19 protein-coding genes are annotated in these 20839 nt (G+C 70.2%); 10 read left to right on the top strand and 9 right to left on the bottom strand.

Annotated elements, in window-relative coordinates; all coding sequences use genetic code 11:
* Positions 1 to 303 precede the first annotated feature (303 nt).
* From ACYVC6_RS12525 to ACYVC6_RS12500, 6 genes are all read left to right on the top strand, one after another.
* Entirely contained in the window at positions 304 to 1284 is a 981-nt protein-coding gene (locus ACYVC6_RS12525; RefSeq protein ID WP_460714501.1) for an ABC transporter substrate-binding protein, read from the top strand.
* 94 nt (positions 1285 to 1378) lie between these two features.
* Positions 1379 to 2941 carry a sugar ABC transporter ATP-binding protein gene (locus ACYVC6_RS12520; RefSeq protein ID WP_460714499.1) on the top strand — a complete coding sequence of 521 codons (1563 nt, stop codon included), beginning with the start codon at positions 1379 to 1381 and terminating at the stop codon, positions 2939 to 2941.
* A 5-nt stretch (positions 2942 to 2946) separates the two neighbouring features.
* Positions 2947 to 4011: an ABC transporter permease gene (locus ACYVC6_RS12515; protein WP_460715336.1), complete on the top strand. Its 1065-nt coding sequence runs from the start codon at positions 2947 to 2949 to the stop codon at positions 4009 to 4011.
* Positions 4008 to 5051: an ABC transporter permease subunit gene (locus tag ACYVC6_RS12510; protein WP_460714497.1), complete on the top strand. Its 1044-nt coding sequence runs from the start codon at positions 4008 to 4010 to the stop codon at positions 5049 to 5051. The genes ACYVC6_RS12515 and ACYVC6_RS12510 overlap by 4 nt, the downstream gene beginning before the upstream one ends.
* A 28-nt stretch (positions 5052 to 5079) precedes the next feature.
* Positions 5080 to 6606: a sugar ABC transporter ATP-binding protein gene (locus ACYVC6_RS12505; protein ID WP_460714495.1), complete on the top strand. Its 1527-nt coding sequence runs from the start codon at positions 5080 to 5082 to the stop codon at positions 6604 to 6606.
* On the top strand, positions 6603 to 7622 hold the full coding sequence (locus tag ACYVC6_RS12500) for a LacI family DNA-binding transcriptional regulator (RefSeq protein WP_460714493.1): 1020 nt from the start codon (positions 6603 to 6605) through the stop codon (positions 7620 to 7622). The genes ACYVC6_RS12505 and ACYVC6_RS12500 overlap by 4 nt, the downstream gene beginning before the upstream one ends.
* Positions 7623 to 7654: 32 nt before the next feature.
* On the opposite strand, the gene ACYVC6_RS12495 is transcribed toward ACYVC6_RS12500, so the two are convergent.
* Both ACYVC6_RS12495 and ACYVC6_RS12490 read right to left on the bottom strand, forming a co-directional pair.
* Complete coding sequence (locus ACYVC6_RS12495; RefSeq protein WP_460714491.1) at positions 7655 to 9115, bottom strand: PAS domain S-box protein; 1461 nt, start codon at positions 9113 to 9115, stop codon at positions 7655 to 7657.
* Positions 9116 to 9215: 100 nt separating this feature from the next.
* The gene (locus ACYVC6_RS12490) at positions 9216 to 10070 is read right to left on the bottom strand and encodes an SDR family oxidoreductase (protein WP_460714489.1); all 855 of its coding nucleotides are present in this window, start codon (positions 10068 to 10070) and stop codon (positions 9216 to 9218) included.
* A 127-nt stretch (positions 10071 to 10197) separates the two neighbouring features.
* On the opposite strand from ACYVC6_RS12490, the gene ACYVC6_RS12485 reads away from it, so the two are divergent.
* Positions 10198 to 10578 (top strand): winged helix-turn-helix transcriptional regulator, encoded by a 381-nt coding sequence (locus tag ACYVC6_RS12485; protein WP_460714487.1) that lies wholly within the window; start codon positions 10198 to 10200, stop codon positions 10576 to 10578.
* Here ACYVC6_RS12485 and ACYVC6_RS12480 read toward each other — a convergent pair whose 3' ends face one another.
* Positions 10579 to 11301: a hypothetical protein gene (locus ACYVC6_RS12480; RefSeq protein ID WP_460714485.1), complete on the bottom strand. Its 723-nt coding sequence runs from the start codon at positions 11299 to 11301 to the stop codon at positions 10579 to 10581. It abuts the gene before it with no gap.
* 146 nt (positions 11302 to 11447) lie between these two features.
* Between ACYVC6_RS12480 and ACYVC6_RS12475 the strand changes: the two genes are divergently transcribed.
* Positions 11448 to 12935, top strand: a complete 1488-nt coding sequence (locus tag ACYVC6_RS12475; protein ID WP_460714483.1) for an amidase — start codon at positions 11448 to 11450, stop codon at positions 12933 to 12935.
* Here the strand turns inward: ACYVC6_RS12475 and ACYVC6_RS12470 are convergent.
* The 6 genes from ACYVC6_RS12470 to ACYVC6_RS12445 form a co-directional block, all read right to left on the bottom strand.
* Complete coding sequence (locus tag ACYVC6_RS12470) at positions 12909 to 13382, bottom strand: MarR family winged helix-turn-helix transcriptional regulator (RefSeq protein ID WP_460714481.1); 474 nt, start codon at positions 13380 to 13382, stop codon at positions 12909 to 12911. The genes ACYVC6_RS12475 and ACYVC6_RS12470 overlap by 27 nt on opposite strands.
* Positions 13379 to 14371, bottom strand: a complete 993-nt coding sequence (locus ACYVC6_RS12465; protein ID WP_460714479.1) for a branched-chain amino acid ABC transporter permease — start codon at positions 14369 to 14371, stop codon at positions 13379 to 13381. Before ACYVC6_RS12465 ends, ACYVC6_RS12470 begins: the two co-directional genes overlap by 4 nt.
* Positions 14368 to 15222 carry a branched-chain amino acid ABC transporter permease gene (locus ACYVC6_RS12460; RefSeq protein ID WP_460714477.1) on the bottom strand — a complete coding sequence of 285 codons (855 nt, stop codon included), beginning with the start codon at positions 15220 to 15222 and terminating at the stop codon, positions 14368 to 14370. Before ACYVC6_RS12460 ends, ACYVC6_RS12465 begins: the two co-directional genes overlap by 4 nt.
* Positions 15219 to 15920, bottom strand: a complete 702-nt coding sequence (locus ACYVC6_RS12455) for an ABC transporter ATP-binding protein (protein ID WP_460714475.1) — start codon at positions 15918 to 15920, stop codon at positions 15219 to 15221. The genes ACYVC6_RS12460 and ACYVC6_RS12455 overlap by 4 nt, the downstream gene beginning before the upstream one ends.
* Entirely contained in the window at positions 15907 to 16677 is a 771-nt protein-coding gene (locus tag ACYVC6_RS12450; RefSeq protein WP_460714473.1) for an ABC transporter ATP-binding protein, read from the bottom strand. Before ACYVC6_RS12450 ends, ACYVC6_RS12455 begins: the two co-directional genes overlap by 14 nt.
* A 73-nt stretch (positions 16678 to 16750) precedes the next feature.
* Entirely contained in the window at positions 16751 to 17956 is a 1206-nt protein-coding gene (locus ACYVC6_RS12445) for an ABC transporter substrate-binding protein (RefSeq protein WP_460714471.1), read from the bottom strand.
* A gap of 258 nt (positions 17957 to 18214) precedes the next feature.
* On the opposite strand from ACYVC6_RS12445, the gene ACYVC6_RS12440 reads away from it, so the two are divergent.
* The gene (locus tag ACYVC6_RS12440) at positions 18215 to 19702 is read left to right on the top strand and encodes an aldehyde dehydrogenase family protein (RefSeq protein ID WP_460714470.1); all 1488 of its coding nucleotides are present in this window, start codon (positions 18215 to 18217) and stop codon (positions 19700 to 19702) included.
* Positions 19699 to 20808 carry an NAD(P)-dependent alcohol dehydrogenase gene (locus tag ACYVC6_RS12435; RefSeq protein ID WP_460714468.1) on the top strand — a complete coding sequence of 370 codons (1110 nt, stop codon included), beginning with the start codon at positions 19699 to 19701 and terminating at the stop codon, positions 20806 to 20808. The genes ACYVC6_RS12440 and ACYVC6_RS12435 overlap by 4 nt, the downstream gene beginning before the upstream one ends.
* Positions 20809 to 20839: the final 31 nt, after the last annotated feature.

The following is a 20839-nucleotide window of genomic DNA, read 5'->3' as shown; positions in this document are numbered from 1 at the left end:
GCGTTCGACTGGCGGGCGGGGAGCGTCCTCGGTCACTGCAGCCGTCCCTGATCGGGCCGCTCGCGAATCAAGCGGCAGGTCGCGGATGTTACCGATAACATCCGCCGACCGCTATCCCCCGAATTTCGGGTCCAAACGGCTCCGCACGGCGGGAAAAGTGATGGTTGTGTTGTCGGGATGTTACGGCTAGCCTCCTCGGCAATCTCGGAATGTGAGGGTTAACATCCGCGAAAACGCAGTCCCGGAAGCGTCCGGCACACTCAGTCGGCTGGCGCACCACCGGACCAACGAGGAGGTTCTGGAGTGAAGACGAAGTTCCGTACCGGTGTGGCCATGCTGGGTGCCCTGGCACTCTTCGCAGCAGGTTGCGGCGACGACTCAGACTCGGGGGGTGGCTCGGGCTCGGGCGGCGACACGATCAAGGTCGGGTTCGCCCAGACCGGCTCGGAGTCCGGCTGGCGCAGCGCCAACACCGAGTCGATGAAGGAGGCGTTCTCCAAGGAGAACGGCTTCGACCTGGTGTTCAACGCCGCCGACAACGACCCCGCCGCACAGATCAGCGCCGTCCGCAGCTTCATCAGCCAGGGGGTCGACGCGATCGTGATCGCCCCCATCGTCGAGGACGGCTGGGACGACGTCCTCCAGGAGGCCAAGGACGCCGACATCCCGGTGATCCTCGAGGACCGGACCGTCACCTCCTCCGAGGACCTCTACGCCAGCTGGGTCGGGCTGGACTTCAAGCAGGAAGGCGTCACCGCCGGCGAGTGGGCCGCTGAGAACTTCACCGAGCCGACCAAGATGGTCGTTCTCGAGGGCACCACCGGCTCCGCCCCGGCGAATGACCGAGCCGAGGGCTTCACCGAGGGCATCGGTGACGCGCCCATCGAGACGATCGACTCGCAGACCGGCGAGTTCACCCGTGACGGTGGCAAGACCGTGATGGAGGGCTTCCTCCAGAAGTACGGCGTCGACGGCATCGACCTGGTGTACGCCCACAACGACGACATGGCGCTGGGCGCCATCGAGGCGATCGAGGCCGCTGGTGGCAAGCCTGGCGAGGACATCAAGATCGTGTCCATCGACGCGGTCATGGACGGCATGCAGGCACTCGTCGACGGCAAGATCAACTTCATCGTCGAGTGCAACCCGCTGCTGGGCGAGCAGGCAGCGGACCTCGTGAAGAAGGTGCTCGACGGCGAGGATGTCGACAAGGCCTACTACGTGGAGGACCAGAGCTTCACCCAGGAGCAGGCCGCCGAGGTCATCGACTCGCGTCCCTACTGAGCCGCCATCTCCTGTCACATCCACCAGCGCTGCCCCGCCGGGTCCCGCCTCTCCCGGCGGGGCAGCGCTTCTCTCAGCCAAGGGTGAGTGACCCATGACCGCCGATCTCGACGCCGACCTCGCACCTGCGACGCCCGTCGCGGCACCACTGGTCGCGATGCGCGACATCACCATCCGCTTCCCGGGTGTGCTCGCGCTCGACGCCGTGGACTTCACTCTCCGGGGAGGAGAGGTGCACGCCCTCATGGGCGAGAACGGCGCCGGCAAGTCGACGCTGATCAAGGCGCTGACCGGGGTCTACACCGTCGACACGGGCACCATCACGGTCGCCGGCGAGGAGCGCTCCTTCGGCTCCACCGCGGACGCCCAGGACGCCGGCATCTCGACCGTCTACCAAGAGGTCAACCTGTGTACCAACCTCTCGGTCGGCGAGAACGTCATGCTCGGCCACGAGCCGCGCAACCGCCTCGGCATCGACTGGAAGGCCACCCACAGCGAGGCGGCCCGGCACCTGGAGAGCCTGGGGCTCCACCTGGACACCCACTCCCTGTTGTCCAGCCACTCGATCGCGGTGCAGCAGCTGGTCGCTATCAGCCGGTCGATGGTGCTCGACGCCCGGGTGCTGGTTCTCGACGAGCCGACCTCGAGCCTCGACCGGGACGAGGTCGAGCGGCTGTTCACGGTGATCCGGGACCTCCGCGACCAGGGGGTGGCCATCCTGTTCGTCAGCCACTTCCTCGAGCAGGTCTACGAGATCTCGGACCGGATCACGGTGCTCCGCAACGGTCAGCTCGTCGGCGAGTACTCCGCCCAGGAGCTCTCCCGCGGCGACCTGGTCACGAAGATGGTCGGCCACGCGATCGTCGAGCTCGAGGCCATCTCGGAGATCGCCGAGCGCCGCATCGACCGCTCGGCGACGCCGGTGCTGCGCGCGACGGGCGTCGCCCGGCGCGGGGTCCTGGAGCCGGCCGACGTCGACGTCTACGACGGCGAGGTGGTCGGCATCGCCGGGCTCCTCGGCTCGGGACGGACCGAGCTGGTCCGGCTGCTCTACGGCGCGGACCGGCCCGACGCCGGTCAGCTCGAGCTCAACGGCGACCCGGTGCGGATCACCTCGCCGCGGCACGCGCTCGGGCACCGGATCGCCTTCTCCTCCGAGAACCGGCACGCCGAGGGGATCGTCGCGGACCTCACGGTCGGCGAGAACATCGTGCTCGGCATCCAGGCTCGCCGCGGGTGGCACCGCCGGCTGCGGCGGGCCGAGCACGACGCCGTGGTGACGGAGTACATCCGCGCTCTGGGCGTGCGCCCTGCCGATCCGAACGCGCTGGTCGGCACGCTCTCCGGTGGCAACCAGCAGAAGGTGCTGCTGGCCCGCTGGCTCGCGACCGCGCCCGAGCTGATCATCCTCGACGAACCGACCCGCGGCATCGACGTCGGTGCCAAGGCGGACATCCAGCGCAAGGTCGCTGAGCTGTCCAGCCAGGGCCTCTCGGTCATCTTCATCTCCTCCGAGCTCGAGGAGGTGCTTCGATTGGCCCAGCGTGTCGTGGTGATGCGCGACCGTCGCCAGCTCGGAGTACTCGACTCCGGCGCCGTCGACGTCAACGGCCTCATCGACTACATGGCCAACGAGGGCGAAGGGAGCGTCGCGTGAGGAAGATGTTCCGGCACCGGCTGTTCTGGCCGGTCTTCTCCCTGGTGGCCCTGATCGTCGTCAACACGATCGCACGCCCCCAGTTCGTCAAGATCACCGTCCGCGACGGCGAGCTCTACGGCGCCCTCATCGACATCATGCGCAACAGCGCGCCGCTGATGCTGGTCGCCCTGGGCATGACGCTGGTGATCGCGACCCGCGGCATCGACCTCTCCGTCGGCGCCGTGATGGCGGTCTCCGGAGCGGTCACCCTGACGATCATCGACGGCTCCTCCGACCCCGGCAGCACCGGCACCGTGCTCGTCGCCATCGCCGTCGGGGTCGGCGTCGCCCTCCTGCTCGGGGTCTGGAACGGCTTCCTGGTGGCGGTCCTCAACATCCAACCGATCATCGCGACGCTCGTGCTCATGCTCGCGGGGCGCGGGGTGGCCCTGCTGATCACCGACGGCTTCATCACGACGGTCAACAGCCCCCCGCTCAAGTTCGTCGCGAGCGGCTACGTGTTGTTCCTGCCGTTCGCGTTCATCATCGCCGCCGCCGCCATCGCCGTCATCGCGGTGTTCGAGAGACGCACCGCGCTCGGGGTGCTCACCGAGGCGGTCGGTATCAACCCCGAGGCGAGTCGGCTGGCCGGCGTGCGCTCACGGGGCATCATCCTCGGCGCCTACGTCGTCAGCGGCATGTTCGCCGGGATCGCCGGGATCATCTACAGCTCCAACATCATGGCGGCCGATGCGAACGCCGCCGGTGACCTCATCGAGCTCTACGCGATCCTCGCGGTCGTCCTCGGCGGCACCTCGCTGATGGGCGGCAAGTTCACGATCGCGGGCACCGTCATCGGCGTCTTCATCATCCAGACCCTCGAGTCGACGATCCTCTTCCTCGGCGTGCCCTCGGCGCAGAGCCCGGTGTTCTTCGCGGCCGTCGTGATCCTCGTGGTGCTGATCCAGTCGCCCCGCCTGCACAAGATGGCCAGAAGGCTCACCGGGCGCTCCCGGCCACCGCAGGTGCCGCCGCCACCGCAGTCCCCGCAGGCCCCAGCCCCCACGGACGCGGAGGTCACCGCATGAGCACCGACGTCGCCACCCCGTCCCCCACTCCGTCGCCCACCCCCTCGCGGAGCGTCGTCGTCGGCCGCTACGCCCGGACCTTCCTCGACCGCCACGCGTCCCTCATGCCGACGTTCGCCGCATTCGTCATCTTCGTGATCCTCCTGGTCGGCGCGGAGATCCACTTCGGCAACTTCGTGACGCCGCTCAACATGTCGGCCCTGCTGCTCGACAACGCCTACCTGCTGATCCTGGCGGTGGGGATGACCTTCGTCATCGTCACCGGCGGCATCGACCTATCCGTCGGCTCGGTCATGGCATTCACCGGCATCCTGTGCGCCTACCTGCTGGAGGCCGGGCACTCGGCCCAGGTCGTCATCCCGGTGATCATCCTCGGCGGCGCGGCGATCGGCCTGCTCATCGGCGTGCTGGTGCAGTACTTCGACGTCCAGCCGTTCATCGCATCCTTGGCGGGCCTCTTCCTCGCCCGCGGCCTGGCCTACGTCGTGAGCCTGTCGTCGGTCCGGGTCGAGAGCGAGGCGGTGCTCTGGCTGCAGACGACCCGGTTCCGACTGGGCGAGTGGTACATCACGCCGACCGGCATCATGGCGCTCGCCGTGGCGGCGATCGGCGCCTTCGTCATGCAGTACACCCGCTTCGGCCGCACCATCTATGCCGTCGGCGGCAACGAGCAGTCGGCCCGGCTGATGGGGCTCAACGTCGCCCGCACCAAGGTGCTGGTCTACGTCATCAGCGGTGTGTGCGCCGGCCTCTCCGGGCTCGTGCTGACGGCCTACTCCGGCGCCGGCTACCCCCGCAACGGCATCGGCACCGAGCTGGACGTGATCGCGGCGGTCGTCATCGGTGGCACGCTGCTGACCGGCGGCACCGGATACGTGCTGGGATCGGTGATCGGCGTGTTCGTCTACGGCACCATCAAGACGGTCATCTCGTTCCAGGGAGCCGAGCAGTCCTGGACCCGGATCATCGTCGGCCTGATGCTGCTGGTGTTCATCGGCGTCCAGCGCATCATCGTGTTCCGCGCGGAGCGTCGAAGATAGCGACCCGCCCAACCGCGATAATGGCCGGATGGTGACCCGCCCCCTGCTGGAGCTCACGGGCGGCACCGTCTACTTCGGCGCGGATGCCGCCCTCGACGCAGTCGACTTCCGGCTCTTTCCGGGCGAGGTGCACTCCCTCATCGGCGAGAACGGCGCCGGCAAGTCCACCCTGATCAAGGCGATCACGGGGGCGCTCCCCCTGACGGCGGGGGAGCTGCGGCTGGATGGGGCCCGGGTGCACCTCGGGTCACCGCACGATGCCCAGGAGCTGGGGATCCGCACCGTCTACCAGGAGATCGACCTGATCCCGAACATCTCGGTCGCCGAGAACATTGCGCTCGGCTGCGAGCCGCGCCGGTTCGGGATGATCGACTGGGCGCAGATGCGCGAGGACGCGCACGCCGTCCTCGCCGATCTCGGACTGACGATCGACCCCGCCTCGACCCTGGGCCGACACTCGCTGGCCGTGCAGCAGCTCGTGGCCATCGCACGGGCGATCTCCACCGACGTGCGCGTGCTGGTGCTCGACGAGCCCACGTCGAGCCTGGACCTCGACGAGTGCGCGGAGCTGTTCCGCGTCATCGGCGACCTCAAGCGGCGCGGCGTCGCGATCCTGTTCGTCTCCCACTTCCTCGACCAGGTCTACGAGCTCTGTGACCGCGTGACGGTGCTGCGCGACGGCAAGCTCGTGGGCGAGTACCTCACCCGGGAGTTCCTGCGCATCGACCTGGTGCACGCGATGCTGGGGCGCAGCGCCGACTCCCTGCGGACTCGCTCGTTGTTGCATGTCGCCGACGATCGCAAGGAGCCCTACCTCAGCGCTCGCTCGGTGAGCGTCGGGTCCGGCATCAGCGAGGCGGACGTCGACCTCGTGGAGGGCGAAGTGCTGGGGGTTGCCGGCCTGCTGGGGTCCGGGCGGACCGAGCTGGCCCGGGCGCTCTCGGGCATCGACAAGCTGGACGCCGGGATCATCCGCATCCAAGGCAGCGACGAGAGCATCGCGGGCCCCCGGTCGGCGCTCTCGCTCGGCGTCGTCTACTCCTCCGAGGACCGGCGGTCAGAGGGGATCTTCAGTGAGCTGAGCGTGCAGGAGAACATCACCCTGGCCCTGCAGGCCGAGCGGGGCATCCTGCGCCGGATCCGGCCGGCGCGACAGCGCGAGCTCGCACTCAGCTGGATCGATGCGCTCGACATCCGGCCACCGGACGCGGACCGGCTGGCGGGCACCCTGTCCGGCGGCAACCAGCAGAAGGTGCTGCTGGCCCGGCTCCTGGCCATCTCCCCCCGTGCGCTCGTGCTCGACGAGCCCACCCGGGGCATCGACGTGGGCGCGAAGGTCGAGGTGCAGAACCTCATCGGAGAGCTGGCCGACAACGGTCTCTCGGTCATGTTCATCTCCGCCGAGCTCGAGGAGATCCTGCGGGTCGCCAACCGGGTCGCGATCGTGCACGACGGCCGGATAGTCGACACCGTGTCGTCGGAGGAGCTGACCGTCGACTCCCTCACTGCCCTGGTGGCCAGCCCGGACGACACCGCACCAGCGGGCTCTGCGTGAGCGGGGCAGCCGAGCGCGGCCGGGCCGCGAACATCTTCGATGTGGCCCGCCTCGCCGGGGTCTCTCACCAGACGGTGTCGCGGGTCATCAACGACATGACGAACGTCCGGCCCGCGACCCGCGCCCGGGTGGAGAAGGCCATCGCCCAGCTCAACTACACCCCCTCCCCCCAGGCCCGCGCCCTCGTCACCCAGCGGACGCGCACCATCGGGCTCGTCACGCCCGGCATCTCCGACTACGGGCCCACCTCGATCGCGGTGGCCTTCAACTTCGCTGCCCGGGCGGGCCGCTACAACGTCGAGACGGTGAGCACCCCACCCGACGACCCGAAGGCGACTCGCGCGGCCGTCGACGGCCTGTTGCGGCAACGGGTCGACGCCATCGTGCTGGTGGTCGTCGACGTCGGGGTCCTGGAGCTGGTGCGCGGCCTCGACCTCAGCATCCCGGTCGTCGTGGCCGCATCGACCGCCCGACGAAGCCCGCTGATCGTCTCCATCGACCAATACCGTGGCGCCCGCTCGGCCGTGCGTCACCTCGCCGAGCTCGGCCACCGCCGCATCCTGCATCTCGCCGGTCCCAGGACCGCGCCCGACTCACTCGAGCGGATCCGCGGCTGGCGCGACGAGCTGGCAACGCGTCGCCTCGAGATCGTCCCGCCGGTCCACGGGGACTGGTCCGCCGCCAGCGGCCATCGGCTGGGCGCCGAGCTGGACGTGCAACCCGATGTCGCCGTGTTCGTCGGCAACGACCAGATGTCGATCGGCCTCCTCTCCGCGCTTCGCGAGCGCGGCCTCCGCGTCCCCGAGGACGTCAGCGTCATCGGGTTCGACGACGTACCCGAGGCCGGCTATCTGTTCCCGCCGCTGACGACGGTGCGGCAGGACTTCGACATGCTCGGCGAACTGATCATGCAGAAGGTGCTGATCGCCGTCGAGGACTCCGCGCCGCTGACCGAGGACACCCCCATACCCACGCGCCTGATCATCCGCCAGTCCACTCGGGCAATCGAGAGCTGACGAGGTCTCGTCTCAGCCAGCCGCGTCCTTCGTCACCGCAGGCGCGGCAGCACCATCCTGAGCACGGTCCCCGACTCATCGCTCCTGACCAGGTCGAGCGACCCGTCGTGCGCCTCGACGATCGCCCGGGCGATCGCCAGCCCCAGCCCGGCGCCGGGGATCTGCTGCTTGACCGCGGTCGGACTCCGGTAGAGACGCTCGAAGATCCGGTCCCGCTCGGCGGTGCCGACGCCGGTGCCGGTGTCCTCCACCTCGACCACAGCCAGCGCGTCCTCGTGCCCGAGGCGGATCACGACGGCGCCACCCTGTGGCGTGAACTTGATGGCGTTGGACAGCAGGTTGTCCAGGCACTGGGCGATGCGCTGCTCGTCGCCGTGCACCAGGAGCTCCCGGACGGAGGAGTCGAGGGTCAGCGAAAGGCCTTGTCCGTGGGCGGTCGGCTGCAGTCCTCCGACACACCCGTGGGCGACCTGGACGAGGTCGACCGCCTTCGCCTGGATGCTGAGGCCGGCGCGGTCGATGTGCACCAGTGTCAGCAGGTCGTCGACCAGGCGCAGCTCGCGCTGCGCCCCCCGCATCATCACCTCGAGGAAGTCCCGGCAGTCATCGGGCAGCCCCTCGTTGTCGGCCATCAGCTCGCCGTAGCCGAGGATGGACGCCAGCGGCGTCCTGAGCTCGTGGGAGACGGTGGCGAAGAACTCGGTCTTGGTCCGCAGCAGCTCCTCGCTCGCCTCGAGACGACGACGCTCGGTGAGGTCCCTCACCGCGGCCGACACGAGCATCCCCTCGTCCCGGTGCAGGGCCGCGAGGGAGATCTCGACCGGGAGCTCGGAGCCGTCCTTGCGCCGCGCCACCAGGTCCCGGGCGATGCCCATCGGCCGCCTCGTGGGGTTGGCCATGTAGCCGGAGCGGTATCCCACGTGCATCCCGACGAACCGGTCGGGCATGAGGATCTCCACGGGCCGGCCCTCGAGCTCGCTGCGCTGGTAGCCGAAGAGCTCCTCCAGCTGTCCGTTGACGAGCAGGATGCGACCGCTCTCGTCCACGATCACCATCGCATCCGGCGCCGCCTCGACGAGCGCCCGGAAGAGCCGCTCCTCGCCCCGTTTGTGCGTCGCGTCGCGGATGGAGGCCGAGATCATCGGCTCACCGTGGCTCAGGAAGGGCCCCAACGCGATCTCGACCCGGAACTCCGTCCCGTCCCTGCGCCGGGCCCGAAGGTCCAGGCCGGTCCCCATCGGGCGGACCCGAGGCTGGTCCACGTAGCGCTGCCGGTGGCGGGCGTGGAAGTCGCGAAGACCCACGGGGACCAGGACCTCGATGGACTCGCCCACCAGCTCGGCGCGCTGGTAGCCGAACAACGACTCGGTCTGGCGGTTGACCAGCACGATGACGCCCGCCCGGTCCACGACCACCACCGCGTCCGGGGCCGCGTCCACGAGGCCCGCGAGATCCGTGGTGGTCCCGGCCGGGGACTCGTGATCCTCGGGCATGTGGCACCTACCCCGCTTGAGACGTCCCCCCGTTGGCGTCTACAGGGTAGGGGCTGAGGCGGCCACGGCTCCGGGCCTCGCCGCAACTCCCACCCCCGGGTCAGACCAGTGCGGCCTTGACCCCGTCGGCCAACGGCGTGGTGGGCCGGCCGATGAGGGTGCTGAGCCTGCCGGAGGCATCGTGCAGCTCGCCGGCAGCGACGCCACGGTCGCCGTCGGCAAGCAGCTCGGCGTACGGCGCGGGGACCCCTGCGGACACGAGGGCGGCGGCGTAGTCGGCCTGGGGCAGGTCGACGTAGGCGACGTCCTGGCCGGACGCCTCGGCCAGGGTGGCGGCGTACTCGGCCATCGTGAACGACTCGTCCCCCGCCAGCTCGTGGACCTGGCCGACGCTGTCGTCGGCGAGGAGGGCCACGGCGGCCGCGTCGGCGTAGTCAGCACGGGCGGCGGCGCTGATCCGGCCGGCGCCGGCGGCGCCGATGACGCCGTGCTCGAGGTGGACCGGGACCTGGGCGGTGTAGTTCTCGAGGTACCAGCCGTTGCGCAGCAGCACGTGCGGAAGCCCGAGCTCGGCCAGCAGCGTCTCGGTGGCCAGGTGCTCGGCGGCGAGCGCCAGGGTGCTGGAGTCGGCCCGCAGGATGCTGGTGTAGGCGACCAGCTCGACGCCCTTGCGGGCCGCCGCCTCGAGCACCGTCCGGTGCTGGGCGACCCGTTGCCCGACGGCGCTGGAGGACACCAGCAACAGTCGGTCCACTCCTTCGAGAGCGGCCTCGACCGACTCCAGGTCGTCGTAGTCGAGGCGGCGGGTGACCACGCCACGCTCAGCGAAGGCGCTCAGCCGGTCGGTGTCGCGGGCGGTGGCGACGAGGTCGCCGGGGGCTACACCGCGCTCGAGCAGTGCCTCGACCGCGAGGGCTCCGAGGTTGCCGGCGGCGCCGGTCACGAGGAAGGTCATGGGGATGTCTCCTGGTGCAGTGGTCTCTCGACCGTGGGGCTCGTGCGAGCTCTGACACCGCCGTCAACCCGCCCCCTCGTGGAACCCTTCCCAATCGCATGTACCCACTTTGAAGTAAGGTACTGGCATGGAAGTAAGTCAGGGATCAGCCCGGCTCGCCGAGGCCTTCGGCGAGGGCGTCTTCACCGAGAAATGCCCGACCCGGGAGGCGCTCACCCGGGTGACCAGCAAGTGGGCGCCGCTCCTGCTGGCGGCGCTCTCGGACGGCGAGCCACTGCGCTGGAACGAGCTGCGCCGCCGGGCCGGCGGCATCACCGAGAAGATGCTGGCGCAGACCCTCCGGATGCTCGAGGAGGACGGCTACGTGCACCGCGAGGCCCGCCCGGTGGTGCCCCCGCACGTGGAGTACTCACTGACCCCGGACGGCGAGGAGCTCACCGCGCGGCTGCTGGCCCTGATGAGCTTCGTGGCCGACCGCTCCCTTGCAGAGGACTCGAAGGCAGGCTGATCACGCGGGTTCGGTCAGCCGGTCGAAGATGGCAACCATGACCCGGGACATCAGCGACGCGTCCTCCTCACCGAGGGGGTCATGGAGGATCTCCGGATCGGCGAACCACACGACGACCGAGCCGACCACCTGGGCAGCCATCGCCCGAGTGAGGTCACGGATCGCGAAGGGCTGTCTCATCCGGAGTCCGTAGGTGTCCAGCAAGGCCTGCCACGCCCGGTCTGCCGTCTCGTAGAAGGTGGTCTGCCGGTGTGCGATCGCCGCACGGAGGCGGGCGTCGCCGGTGCCGAGCAAGAAGCTCAGCTCGACCCGGAACAGCGGATCTTCACGGTAGTGCCGATGGACGTCCTCCATGAGCCGCATGAGCACCGTCTCCAGCGGAAGATCCTCGGACTCAGCCGCTCTGAAGTGCGCCACACTCTCGGCCAGGCCGGGCACCAAGGTCGCCTGCAGGTCGGCGATGTGGAAGAGCAGGTCGATCTGGAAGTCGGCCTGGGACGGCCATTGCTGGTAGATCGCCCCGGTCGTGATGGCCCTCGCCTCGTCGTCGCGAGTCTGCTCCCGCACGATCGCCGTGGCCCGCTGCGCGACCTGGGTCAGCCGGAGGTGCGCCAGCGCGGCAGCCAGGACCTCGTCTCCGCAGGCCTGGGCACGCTCGCGGATGAGCTCCACCGCAGCGCGCAGCATGAGGTCGCGGGTCTCCTCCGGAGTGCGCCTCGGCATGCGGGTTCCGGTACGGCGTGCCATGGGACCTCCAGTGTGGCGAAGTGGAGCCGGTCGACCTCGTTGACACCCACGCCCCAGCACCCTACCTTCATCCATAGAAATTCTACGGATCTGACGTCCGTCAGGTCGAGAGGGCGAACGACATGACGCTGACCGAGCGGGACGACCCGCCTGCCAACCTGGAGCCGGACCGGCTGTGCGCGCTCCCCGCGGCCGAGCTGGCGCGCCGCATCGCGCAGGGCGCGGTGACCGCACGGGAGGTGGTCGACGCCCACCTGGCCCGGATCGGCGAGGTCAATCCCGCTGTCAACGCGGTCACGGCGGTCCTGGCGGACTCGGCTCGTGCTGACGCCGAGCGGGTCGACCGGGCGGTCGCCGACGGAGAGCCGCTGGGCCCGCTGGCAGGCGTCCCGTTCACGATCAAGGAGAACGTCGACGTGGCCGGGCAGCCGACCACCGACGGTGTCGTGGCCTTCCGGGACCGGGTCGCCACGGCCGATGCGCCGGCGGTCGCACAGCTCCGGACGGCCGGCGCGATCCCCCTCGCCCGCACCAACATGCCGGACCTCGGCATGCGCTGGCACACCGACAGCGGGCTCTTCGGAGCGACCCGCAACCCCTGGAACCCTGCGCTGTCAGCCGCCGGGTCCAGCGGCGGTGAGGCGGTCGCGCTGGCGACCGGGATGTCGCCCCTCGGCCTCGGCAACGACTACGGCGGCTCCATCAGGCTGCCCTCGGCGGCGGCCGGCACCGTGGGGCTTCGGCCGACCGCCGGCCGCGTGGCGTCCGCCACCTCCACCAACCCCTTCCCTCCCACGGCGACGCTGCAGCTCTTCGCCGTCGACGGGCCCATGGGCCGCCGGGTCGAGGACGTGCAGCTCGCCTACGAGCTCATGTGTGGACCCGACGCCCGCGATCCGAAGTGGGTTCCGGCACCGGCCCGGCAGCCGGTGCCGGACCGGATCAGGGTCGCGGTCACCACGGATCCCGGCGCCGGCGGCGTGGACGCCGACATCGCGGCGGCCGTCCGCCGGGCGGCTGACTCCCTCGCCGACGCCGGGGCGATCGTCGAGGAGGCCGATCCGCCGCAGGTGCTCGAGTCCGCCGAGCTGTGGCGCACGCTGACGACGGCGGAGCTCCAGGGAGCGCTCGACCACGTCATTCGCCCGCTGGGTTCTGCCGACGCAGCGACCTATCTCGAGCAGTCCATGGCGCACGTTGCTCGCCTCGACCTGGCCGGCTACGTCGACGGGCTGGCCCGCAGGCACGCCATCGCGGCGGCCTGGTCCGTGTTCTACGCGGGCTACGACCTGGTTCTGGGTCCCGTCGCGACCCAGCCCATCCACGCCGTCGGGTTCGACCTCGGTGGTCCCGACAACGCCGACGCGCTCTGGCACTCACACCGCCTGGTCGTCGCAGTCAACCTGTTGGGGCTTCCAGCCTTGGCTGTCCCGGTCGGGCTCGACGAGTCACACCGGCCGCAGGGGGTTCAGCTCATCGGTGACCGATTCCAGGAGAGCACCTGTCTGCACGCCGGTCTCCTCGTCGAGCGGGCCCTGGGGTCGCTCACGCCCATCGACCCCAGGCCCGGCCCGAGCGGACTCTCAGCGGTGCGGCTGCCCGGCCAGTGAGTGCCGGCACCGCGACAGATACGTGCGAAGTATCTCCGTCTGGCCGACGTCGAACCCCTCGAGCATCCGCGCCTCGATGTCGGCCACGTCGCCATGGAGGTTGTCGAGCACCTGATGGCCCTCACGGCTCAACGCGAGAAGGTACTGCTTGCGGTTGGCCGGGTCCCGCTCACGCGTGACGAGTCCCCGGTCGAGCAGGTAGGTCACCATCTCGGCCATGGTCTGGGCCCGGACGAACGAGTTCCTGGCCAGCTCTGCCGACGTCATCCCGGGATGGCGTTCCAGCACGGTGAGCGCGGTGTACTGCAGCGTGGTCAGGTCGGCGGCAGCCACGACGTCGTCGAGCTCCTGCCGGACCGCTAGCTCCACCTGCTTGATCAGGTAGAGCAGCGTGACGTCGCGATCACGGACCGGCTCCTCGGTCGAGCTGGCCAGCTTCGAGGTCATCCGGACACCCCGACCCGTCGTCGCTGTGACAGCCGACCGACACCGACGTCGACGGCGGGGACGATCCCGCGAGGCATGAAGAGCAGGGCCAGGATCAGCAGCACGCCGTACGTCGCGTACTGCATGATCGGCGCCGCCGTCGGCGGCAGCCCGGGCTGGCTGCTCACGTTGTTGAGCAACTGCAGCAGCACCGAGACCACCACCGCACCAGCCACTCCGCCCCACAACGTCCCAAGTCCACCCACGACAGCCATGATGACGTAGGTGATCGACTCGAGTGCGGGGAAGGAGTCCGGGCTGACATAAGGGGTGAAGAAGGTGGCGATCGCACCGGCCAGGCCGGCGAACGCGGCCGACAGCGCGAACACCGCGACCTTGCTCCTCATCACGGGGACTCCCGCGGACTCCGCTGCCGACTCGCTCCCTGCCACCGCCCGGATACCGCGCCCGAACCGGCTGTCCACGATCAGGTGGGTCAGCAGGAGCACCACGGCCAGGCAGACCAGCGCGAGGTAGGCGTACTGCAGCTGACTGGTGACCACCCAGCCGCCGATCCCGAACGCCGGGATGCCGCTGATGCCCAGGGGCCCGCCGAGGAAGTCGAAGGCGCTCATCGCGGCCTGCACCAGGAACAGCAGGGCCAGCGTGCCGAAGGCCAGATAGTGGCCCTGCAAGCGGAGCAGCGGCAACCCGACGACCACCGCGAACGCGGCTGCCACCAGCGGCGCCATCAGCAGCGCCACCAGCGGCGGCAGCTCCAGGCGAGTGGTGCCTACTGCGACGGTGAGCGAGCCCACGGCGACGAATGCGCCCTGGCCGAGCGAGGCCTGGCCGGCGTACCCCATGAGCAGGGACAGGCCCGTGACGACCATCGCCGCGACGAGCGTGCGGACGAAGAAGGTGAGGTCGGCGAGCATGAGCGGCGTCGCGATGCCGACCGCGGCGACCACGACGGCGACGACGACCCGAGGCTTCAGGGTCCTGGTCATTTTGCCTCCTCCAGCACGAAGCTGCCGCTCCTTGCGATCATGATTCCGAGCATGAGCAGCATCGCCATCTCGGTCTGGTAAGAGCCGTTGAGGTACCCCGCAGTGAGCTGGCCGGCAACCCCCAGTACGAGCCCGCCCACGAGTGTGCGGACCGGGCTGACCAGTCCCCCGAACACCGCGGCCGCGAAGCCGCTGACGGCCAGCGGCAGGTCGGAGTAGAACGACATGGCGACGGTGGGGGCCACGAGCACGCCGGCCAGACCGCCGAGCAGACCGGCGACGCCGAAGGCGACCAGCCCCATCCTGCGGATGTCGATCCCGACGAGCAGGGCGGCCCGCGGGTTCGACGCGCTCGCGGTCAGCGCCTTGCCGAGGTAGGAGCGGGAGAAGAACAGCCACAGCGCCCCGAACGCCAGCATGGTCACCATCACGATGAGCAGCCGCTGGCGCTCGATCTCCGTGCCGAACAGGGTCACCGACCCCTTCACGCCGGGAGGGGACACCGGGTCCTGGCCCCAGAGGAAGATGATCAGCGCCGAGCAGAGCAGGCTGAGCCCCAGTGTCACGATGAGCGAGTTCAGGGGATGGGTGCCCCGCTTGCCGATCGCCACGAATCCCACGACGAGGCCCAGCAGACCACACACGAGGACCGCCAGCGCCTCGCCGAACACGTGCGGGAGCCGCCCGGACAGCAGCGATGCCGAGAGCATCGCGCCGAAGACCGCCAGCGACCCCTGGGCGAAGTTCACCACCCGGGTCACCCGATGGACGACGACGAAGCCACTGCCGATCAGCGCGAAGGAGGAGCCGACGGCGATCCCCCCGACCAAATAGGTCACGAGCTCGTTCATCCCCACAGCTCCTTCACCGGCTCGGCGCTCATCGTGGGCTCCACCGACAGGTCGCCGAAGTAGGCCTTGCGGACCGTCTCGCTCGCCCCCAGCTCCTGGCTCGGGCCGGCGGCGACGACTCGGCCGGCCTCGAGCACGCACGCGCGCGGGCACACCTCGAAGGCCAAGGTGACCTCCTGCTCGACGAGGAGCACCGTCGTGCCGCGCTCGCGGTTGAGGTAGCGCAGGTGCTCGGCCAGCTCGGCCACCACCAGCGGCGCGAGGCCGAGCGAGAGCTCGTCGATCGCGAGTACGTCCGGCCTGGCCATCAGGGCTCGGCCGATCGCCACCATCTGCTGCTGGCCGCCGGAGAGCCGACCGGCCTTGCGCTTGCGCATCGTGGCGAGGTCGGGGAAGAGGTCGAACACCTCGTCGACGTGCTTGTTGCGGATGGACCAGCCACCCAGTACGAGGTTGTCCTCGACACTCATGTCGGGGAACATCTGCCGGCCCTCGGGCACCTGCGCGACCCGGCCCGCACAGGTCACCGACCCGGCGGCCGGCCGCAGCAGCCCGCACACCGCGTTGATCAGGGTCGACTTCCCCGCGCCGTTCGGGCCCACCAGGGCGACCATCTCGCCGGCGTCGACCTGCAGCGAGACACCGTCCAGGGCGGTCGCCGCGCCGTAGCGGACGACCAGGTTCTCAATGCGCAGCATGCTGGGCTCCCGTCCCGAGGTAGGCCTCGATGACCGCCGGGTCAGAGGTGACGTCCTCGGGCGTGCCATCGGCGATCACCCGCCCGAGGTCGAGCACGGTGATGTGCCGAGCCAGGGAGGTGACCAGGCCGACGTCGTGCTCGACGAGCAGGATCGTGGTGCCGGCCTCGTTGAGGCCGCGCACCAGGTCGGCCAGCTGCGCTCGCTCGGACGCACGCAGCCCGGAGGCCGGCTCGTCCAGCAGCAGCAGCCGAGGCCGTCCGGCGAGGGCACGCGCGACCTGGAGCCTGCGCTGCTGCCCGAGGGGCAGCCCCTCGGCAGGGCGTCCCGCCCACTGCAGCAGGCCGACCCGGTCGAGGCACTCCTCGGCGTCGGCGCGCAGCTCGCGCTCCTCTCGCCGCTGCCACGGGGGCCGCAGGGCTGCGGCGACCAGGCCGGCGCGGGTGCGGGCGTGGGCGCCGACCATGACGTTCTCCAGGAGGCTCATGCCCGGGAAGAGCCGCGCCCCCTGGAAGACGATCGAGACCCCGAGCCGGGCCCGCCGGTGCGCGGGGAGCCGGTCGATCCGCGTCCCGGCCAGGCTGATCGTCCCGCTGTCCGGACGGGCGTGCCCGGCGATGAGGTTGAACAACGTCGACTTGCCCGCGCCGTTGGGGCCGATCACGCCGCGCAGCTCACCCTCCACCACCTCCAGGCTGATGTCCCGGTTGGCGTAGACGCCTCCGTAGTGCTTGGAGACCTGGTCGATACGGAGCACTGCTCCTCCTTCAGGGACGACGAGTGGTCGCGGACCGGGCGGGGACTCGGGGGCCCGCCCGGCCCGCGGGCTACTACTCGGGCAGGTTGGTCTTCCACTGCTCGAGGGAGTACGGCGTGGCCTTCATCTCGCCGCCGGTCACGGTCACGATCGCGATCGCGTCCTTGCCCAGCCCACCGTGGTCCTCGGAGGAGAACTTGAACCGGCCGATGGGAGTCAGCACGTCCAGGTCCTCCAGCGCGTCGCGGACCTTCTCGCGCTCGCTCGACCCGGCCTCCTCGATGGCGGCCACGATCAGCTGCAGCGCGGCGGCACCGTCGAAGGCGAACTGCGGCGGGTAGACGTTGTCGTTGTCCTCCAACCACGGTCCGGCGAACGCGTCGACGGCGTCCTTGAGCGGCCCGGCGGGCAGCTCACGGCCCGGAACGGCGATGCTGCTGGTCATCGTGACGCCTTCGGCCTCCTGGCCGGCCGGCTCGATGTAGAGGTTCGACGCCTGGGCGCCGGTGAACAGCAGCGGGATGCCGGAGCCGGCCATCTGCTTGGTGATGATCACCGCGGCAGGCCCGGCGACCCAGACCACGAAACCGTCGGGCTTGGCGGCCTTGACCTTGGAGATCACCGGGGTGAAGTCGGTGGCCGCGACGTCGATCTTCTCGTCGACCACCACGTCGATGCCGGCGGCCTCCGCGGCCTCGACGGTGGCCTCACGGCCCAGCGAGCCGTAGGGGTCCTCGGTGGTCGCGGCGACCGCGATCGACTCGAAACCCTCCGCAGCCAGGTAGTCGACCATCGCCTCGCCGTACAGCTCGGGGATGGCCACGGCGGTGAAGGCGTACTTGTTCGAGCCGTCCTTGAAGGCGCTCACCGGGCCCAGCGCGATGGTCGGGATCTTGTTGCTCTCCGCCGTCGGCCCGATCGCGGTGGAGGCCGCCACGTTGGAGGAGGAGAGGATCGCGGTGTAGCTCCCGTCCGCGGCCATCTTGTTGTACTCGGTGACCGACTGGGGGACATCGGTCTTGTCGTCCTTGATGGTCACCTCGAGGTCGCGACCCAGGACGCCGCCGTCGGCGTTGATCCGGGCCACCTCCTGCTCGATGGCGGCCTTGTCGCCGATGCCGAGCGGCGCGAACGGCCCCGTGAGAGGGACGACGACGCCGATCTTGATGGGGCCCGAGGAACTGCCGGCCCCACCCTCGGCGGAGCCGCACGCGGCCAGGCCAAGGGCCAGGGCCAGCGCTCCTGCGACGGTCGGGATGGTGCGTCTTGTGCTGAGCATGGGTCACCTCTGAGGGACGGTCCGAGAGCCGGGAATTGTCAGGATCCCTGTTCATCAGGAAACCTGATCGTGGAGTATGACCGCAGTCACATGGGCCGTCAAGGGTTCACCAGAAAATCCTGCAAGCACGCCTGAACCAGCGACGTTCTCCGGTCAGGAGCTCCTCGAGGAAGTTCTTCCAGCGGACCCATTGACAGGGTGACGCTGACCACAGCACACTGCCTTTTCGTCAGGAACCCTGATAACAAGGACGGCGACATGAACAACCAGACAACGACCTTCCCTCCCGGCCACCTCTACATCGGCGGCGCGCCGCGCGAGGGCGGCGCAGCCCGGCGCGACGTGGTCGACCCCGCCAACGGGCAGGTCCTCACCACGGTGGTGGAGGCCGACGCCACGGACGTCGACGCCGCCGTGCGCAACGCCCGGGAGGCCTTCGAGCACGGGCCGTGGCCACGGATGGCCGCCCGCGACCGGGCCCGGGTCCTGCGCCGCGCCGCCGACCTGATCCGCGAGCGCGCCGACGAGCTGGTCGCCGTCGAGAGCCATGACGTGGGCAAGCCGGTCACCCTGTGCCGAGCGGTCGATGTCGAGACCGCCGCCCAGCAGTACGAATACTGCGCCTCCTTGGCCGAGAGCCTGGAGGGTTCGACCCGGTCGACGCCGATCCCCGCGTTGGCCTACACGCTTCGCGAGCCCGTTGGTGTGGTCGCGGCCATCACGCCGTTCAACTTCCCGCTCATCTTGTCGAGCACCAAGATCGCCGCCGCTCTGGCCGCCGGCAACGTGGTGGTCCACAAGCCGGCCGACGACACCCCGCTCAGCGCCCTCTTCATGGCGCAGCTGCTGACCGACGCCGGCGTTCCCGACGGCGTGCTCAACGTGGTGACCGGCAGCGGCCAGGTGGTCGGTGAGGCGCTGCTGCGGCACCCGGGTGTCGACAAGATCGCCTTCACCGGTTCCACCGCGGTCGGGCGGCACGCCGCCAGCGTGGCCGGGGAGCACCTGAAGCCCGTCACGATGGAGCTCGGCGGCAACGCCGCCCACATCGTCTTCGACGACGCCGACCTCGAGGTCGCGATCGGCGCGGTGATCAAGGCGTTCGTGTTCAACTCCGGTCAGTTCTGCATGGCCGGGCCGCGGCTGCTGGTCGCCCGTCCCCTGCACGACACCGTGCTCGGCATCCTCGAGCACGCCGTCCCGACCGTGCCCATCGGCAACCCTCGCGACGAGGCCACGATCATCGGCCCGATGGCCGGCGAGCGGCAGCTGCGCAAGGTCGAGGAGTACGTCGAGCTCGCTCGCAAGGAGGGCGGCCGGATCGTCTGCGGTGGCGAGCCGCTCGACCTCGACGGCGGCTACTTCTACCGCCCCACGGTCATCGCCGACCTCCCGGAAGACTCGCGCGTCATCGCCGAGGAGGTCTTCGGCCCGGTCCTCACGGTGCAGGCCTTCGACACCGAGGACGAGGCGGTGGCGCTGGCCAACTCCACGCCGTACGGCCTGGCCGCCGGCCTGCAGACCCGCGATGTGGCTAGGGCACACCGGGTCGCGGCCCGGCTCGACGCCGGCATCGTGTGGGTCAACGACTGGGCGATGCTCGACCCGGCCGTCCCGTTCGGTGGCGTCAAGGACTCCGGCTTCGGCCGTGAGTACGGCCCCGAGGCGCTGGAGTCCTACACCCGCGTGAAGTCCGTCGTCGTCTCCCTTCCCACCCCGGCGACCGAGCCGCAGGAGCAGCCATGACCATCACCACCCAGGCGGCCGTGGTCGAGTCCGGCGGCGCCCCCTTCACCCTCGCCGAGGTGGAGCTCGACGAGCCCCGAGCCGACGAGGTCCTGGTCCGGATGACCGCTGCCGGCCTGTGCCACACCGACCTCGGGGTCGCGTCCGGCGGACTGCCGTTCCCGCTGCCCGGCGTGCTCGGCCACGAGGGCGCCGGCGTCGTCGAGCGGGTCGGCGCCGCGGTCACCTCGGTCACGCCGGGTGACCACGTGCTGCTCTCGTTCACCTCGTGCGGTGGCTGCGGCAGCTGCCGGGGTGGACACCCCGCCTACTGCGCCACCTGGCTGCCCGACAACCTGCTCGGCGGCGTCCGCCGCGACGGGTCGGCGACCATCACCCGTGACGGCGAGCCGCTGGGCGGGCGCTTCTTCGGCCAGTCGTCGTTCTCCCGGCTGGCCGTCGCCGACGAGCGCAGCGTGGTCAAGGTCGACCCCTCCGCTCCCCTCGAGGTCATCGCCCCGCTCGGCTGTGGCGTGCAGACCGGCGTCGGCGCGGTGTGGAACGTGCTCAGGCCCGGCCCCGGCAGCACCGTCGTGGTGGCCGGCGCCGGGGCGGTCGGCCTGTCCGCCGTGATGGCCGCGGCGCTCACCCCGGCGCTCCGGATCGTCGCGGTGGACATCGTGACGAGCCGGCTCGACCTCGCCCGCAAGCTCGGCGCGACCCACGTGGTCGACGGCTCGAGCGAGGACCTCCCGGCGCGGATCGCCGAGATCACCGGCGGGGCGGGCGCCGATGGCGTCATCGAGACGACCGGCAACGTGCAGGTGCTGCGCCAGTCCGTCGACAGCCTCGGTGCGCGCGGCACGGCCGTCGTCGTCGGGGCGCCGCCCTTCGGCACGGAGGTCGGGCTCGACGTCAACGGGATGCTCGGCGGCAGGACCGTCACCGGCATCACCCTCGGCGACAGCGAGACCCAGACCTTCATCCCGCTGCTCGCCGCCATGGTCGCCGACGGACGGCTGCCCGTGGGTGAGCTGGTCAAGACCTACGACTTCGCCGACATCGAGCAGGCGGCGGCCGACGTGAAGAGCGGGGCGACCATCAAGCCCGTGCTCACCTTCGGCTGACCCGACCCACCCAACCCACCAACCCAACGGG

The organism is Nocardioides dilutus, from assembly GCF_054779555.1.
This window is presented reverse-complemented; position numbering and strand designations above follow the sequence as displayed.

What these genes read in the sequence shown, in the direction of transcription:
- ACYVC6_RS12445 (WP_460714471.1), bottom strand. Translation starts at nt 17,956, where the DNA reads ATGCTCAGCACAAGACGCACCATCCCGACCGTCGCAGGAGCGCTGGCC.
- ACYVC6_RS12470 (WP_460714481.1), bottom strand. Translation starts at nt 13,382, where the DNA reads ATGACCTCGAAGCTGGCCAGCTCGACCGAGGAGCCGGTCCGTGATCGC.
- ACYVC6_RS12495 (WP_460714491.1), bottom strand. Translation starts at nt 9,115, where the DNA reads ATGCCCGAGGATCACGAGTCCCCGGCCGGGACCACCACGGATCTCGCG.
- ACYVC6_RS12515 (WP_460715336.1), top strand. Translation starts at nt 2,947, where the DNA reads ATGTTCCGGCACCGGCTGTTCTGGCCGGTCTTCTCCCTGGTGGCCCTG.
- ACYVC6_RS12475 (WP_460714483.1), top strand. Translation starts at nt 11,448, where the DNA reads ATGACGCTGACCGAGCGGGACGACCCGCCTGCCAACCTGGAGCCGGAC.
- ACYVC6_RS12455 (WP_460714475.1), bottom strand. Translation starts at nt 15,920, where the DNA reads ATGCTGCGCATTGAGAACCTGGTCGTCCGCTACGGCGCGGCGACCGCC.
- ACYVC6_RS12465 (WP_460714479.1), bottom strand. Translation starts at nt 14,371, where the DNA reads ATGACCAGGACCCTGAAGCCTCGGGTCGTCGTCGCCGTCGTGGTCGCC.
- ACYVC6_RS12435 (WP_460714468.1), top strand. Translation starts at nt 19,699, where the DNA reads ATGACCATCACCACCCAGGCGGCCGTGGTCGAGTCCGGCGGCGCCCCC.
- ACYVC6_RS12520 (WP_460714499.1), top strand. Translation starts at nt 1,379, where the DNA reads ATGACCGCCGATCTCGACGCCGACCTCGCACCTGCGACGCCCGTCGCG.
- ACYVC6_RS12505 (WP_460714495.1), top strand. Translation starts at nt 5,080, where the DNA reads ATGGTGACCCGCCCCCTGCTGGAGCTCACGGGCGGCACCGTCTACTTC.
- ACYVC6_RS12440 (WP_460714470.1), top strand. Translation starts at nt 18,215, where the DNA reads ATGAACAACCAGACAACGACCTTCCCTCCCGGCCACCTCTACATCGGC.
- ACYVC6_RS12485 (WP_460714487.1), top strand. Translation starts at nt 10,198, where the DNA reads ATGGAAGTAAGTCAGGGATCAGCCCGGCTCGCCGAGGCCTTCGGCGAG.
- ACYVC6_RS12510 (WP_460714497.1), top strand. Translation starts at nt 4,008, where the DNA reads ATGAGCACCGACGTCGCCACCCCGTCCCCCACTCCGTCGCCCACCCCC.
- ACYVC6_RS12460 (WP_460714477.1), bottom strand. Translation starts at nt 15,222, where the DNA reads ATGAACGAGCTCGTGACCTATTTGGTCGGGGGGATCGCCGTCGGCTCC.
- ACYVC6_RS12480 (WP_460714485.1), bottom strand. Translation starts at nt 11,301, where the DNA reads ATGCCGAGGCGCACTCCGGAGGAGACCCGCGACCTCATGCTGCGCGCT.
- ACYVC6_RS12490 (WP_460714489.1), bottom strand. Translation starts at nt 10,070, where the DNA reads ATGACCTTCCTCGTGACCGGCGCCGCCGGCAACCTCGGAGCCCTCGCG.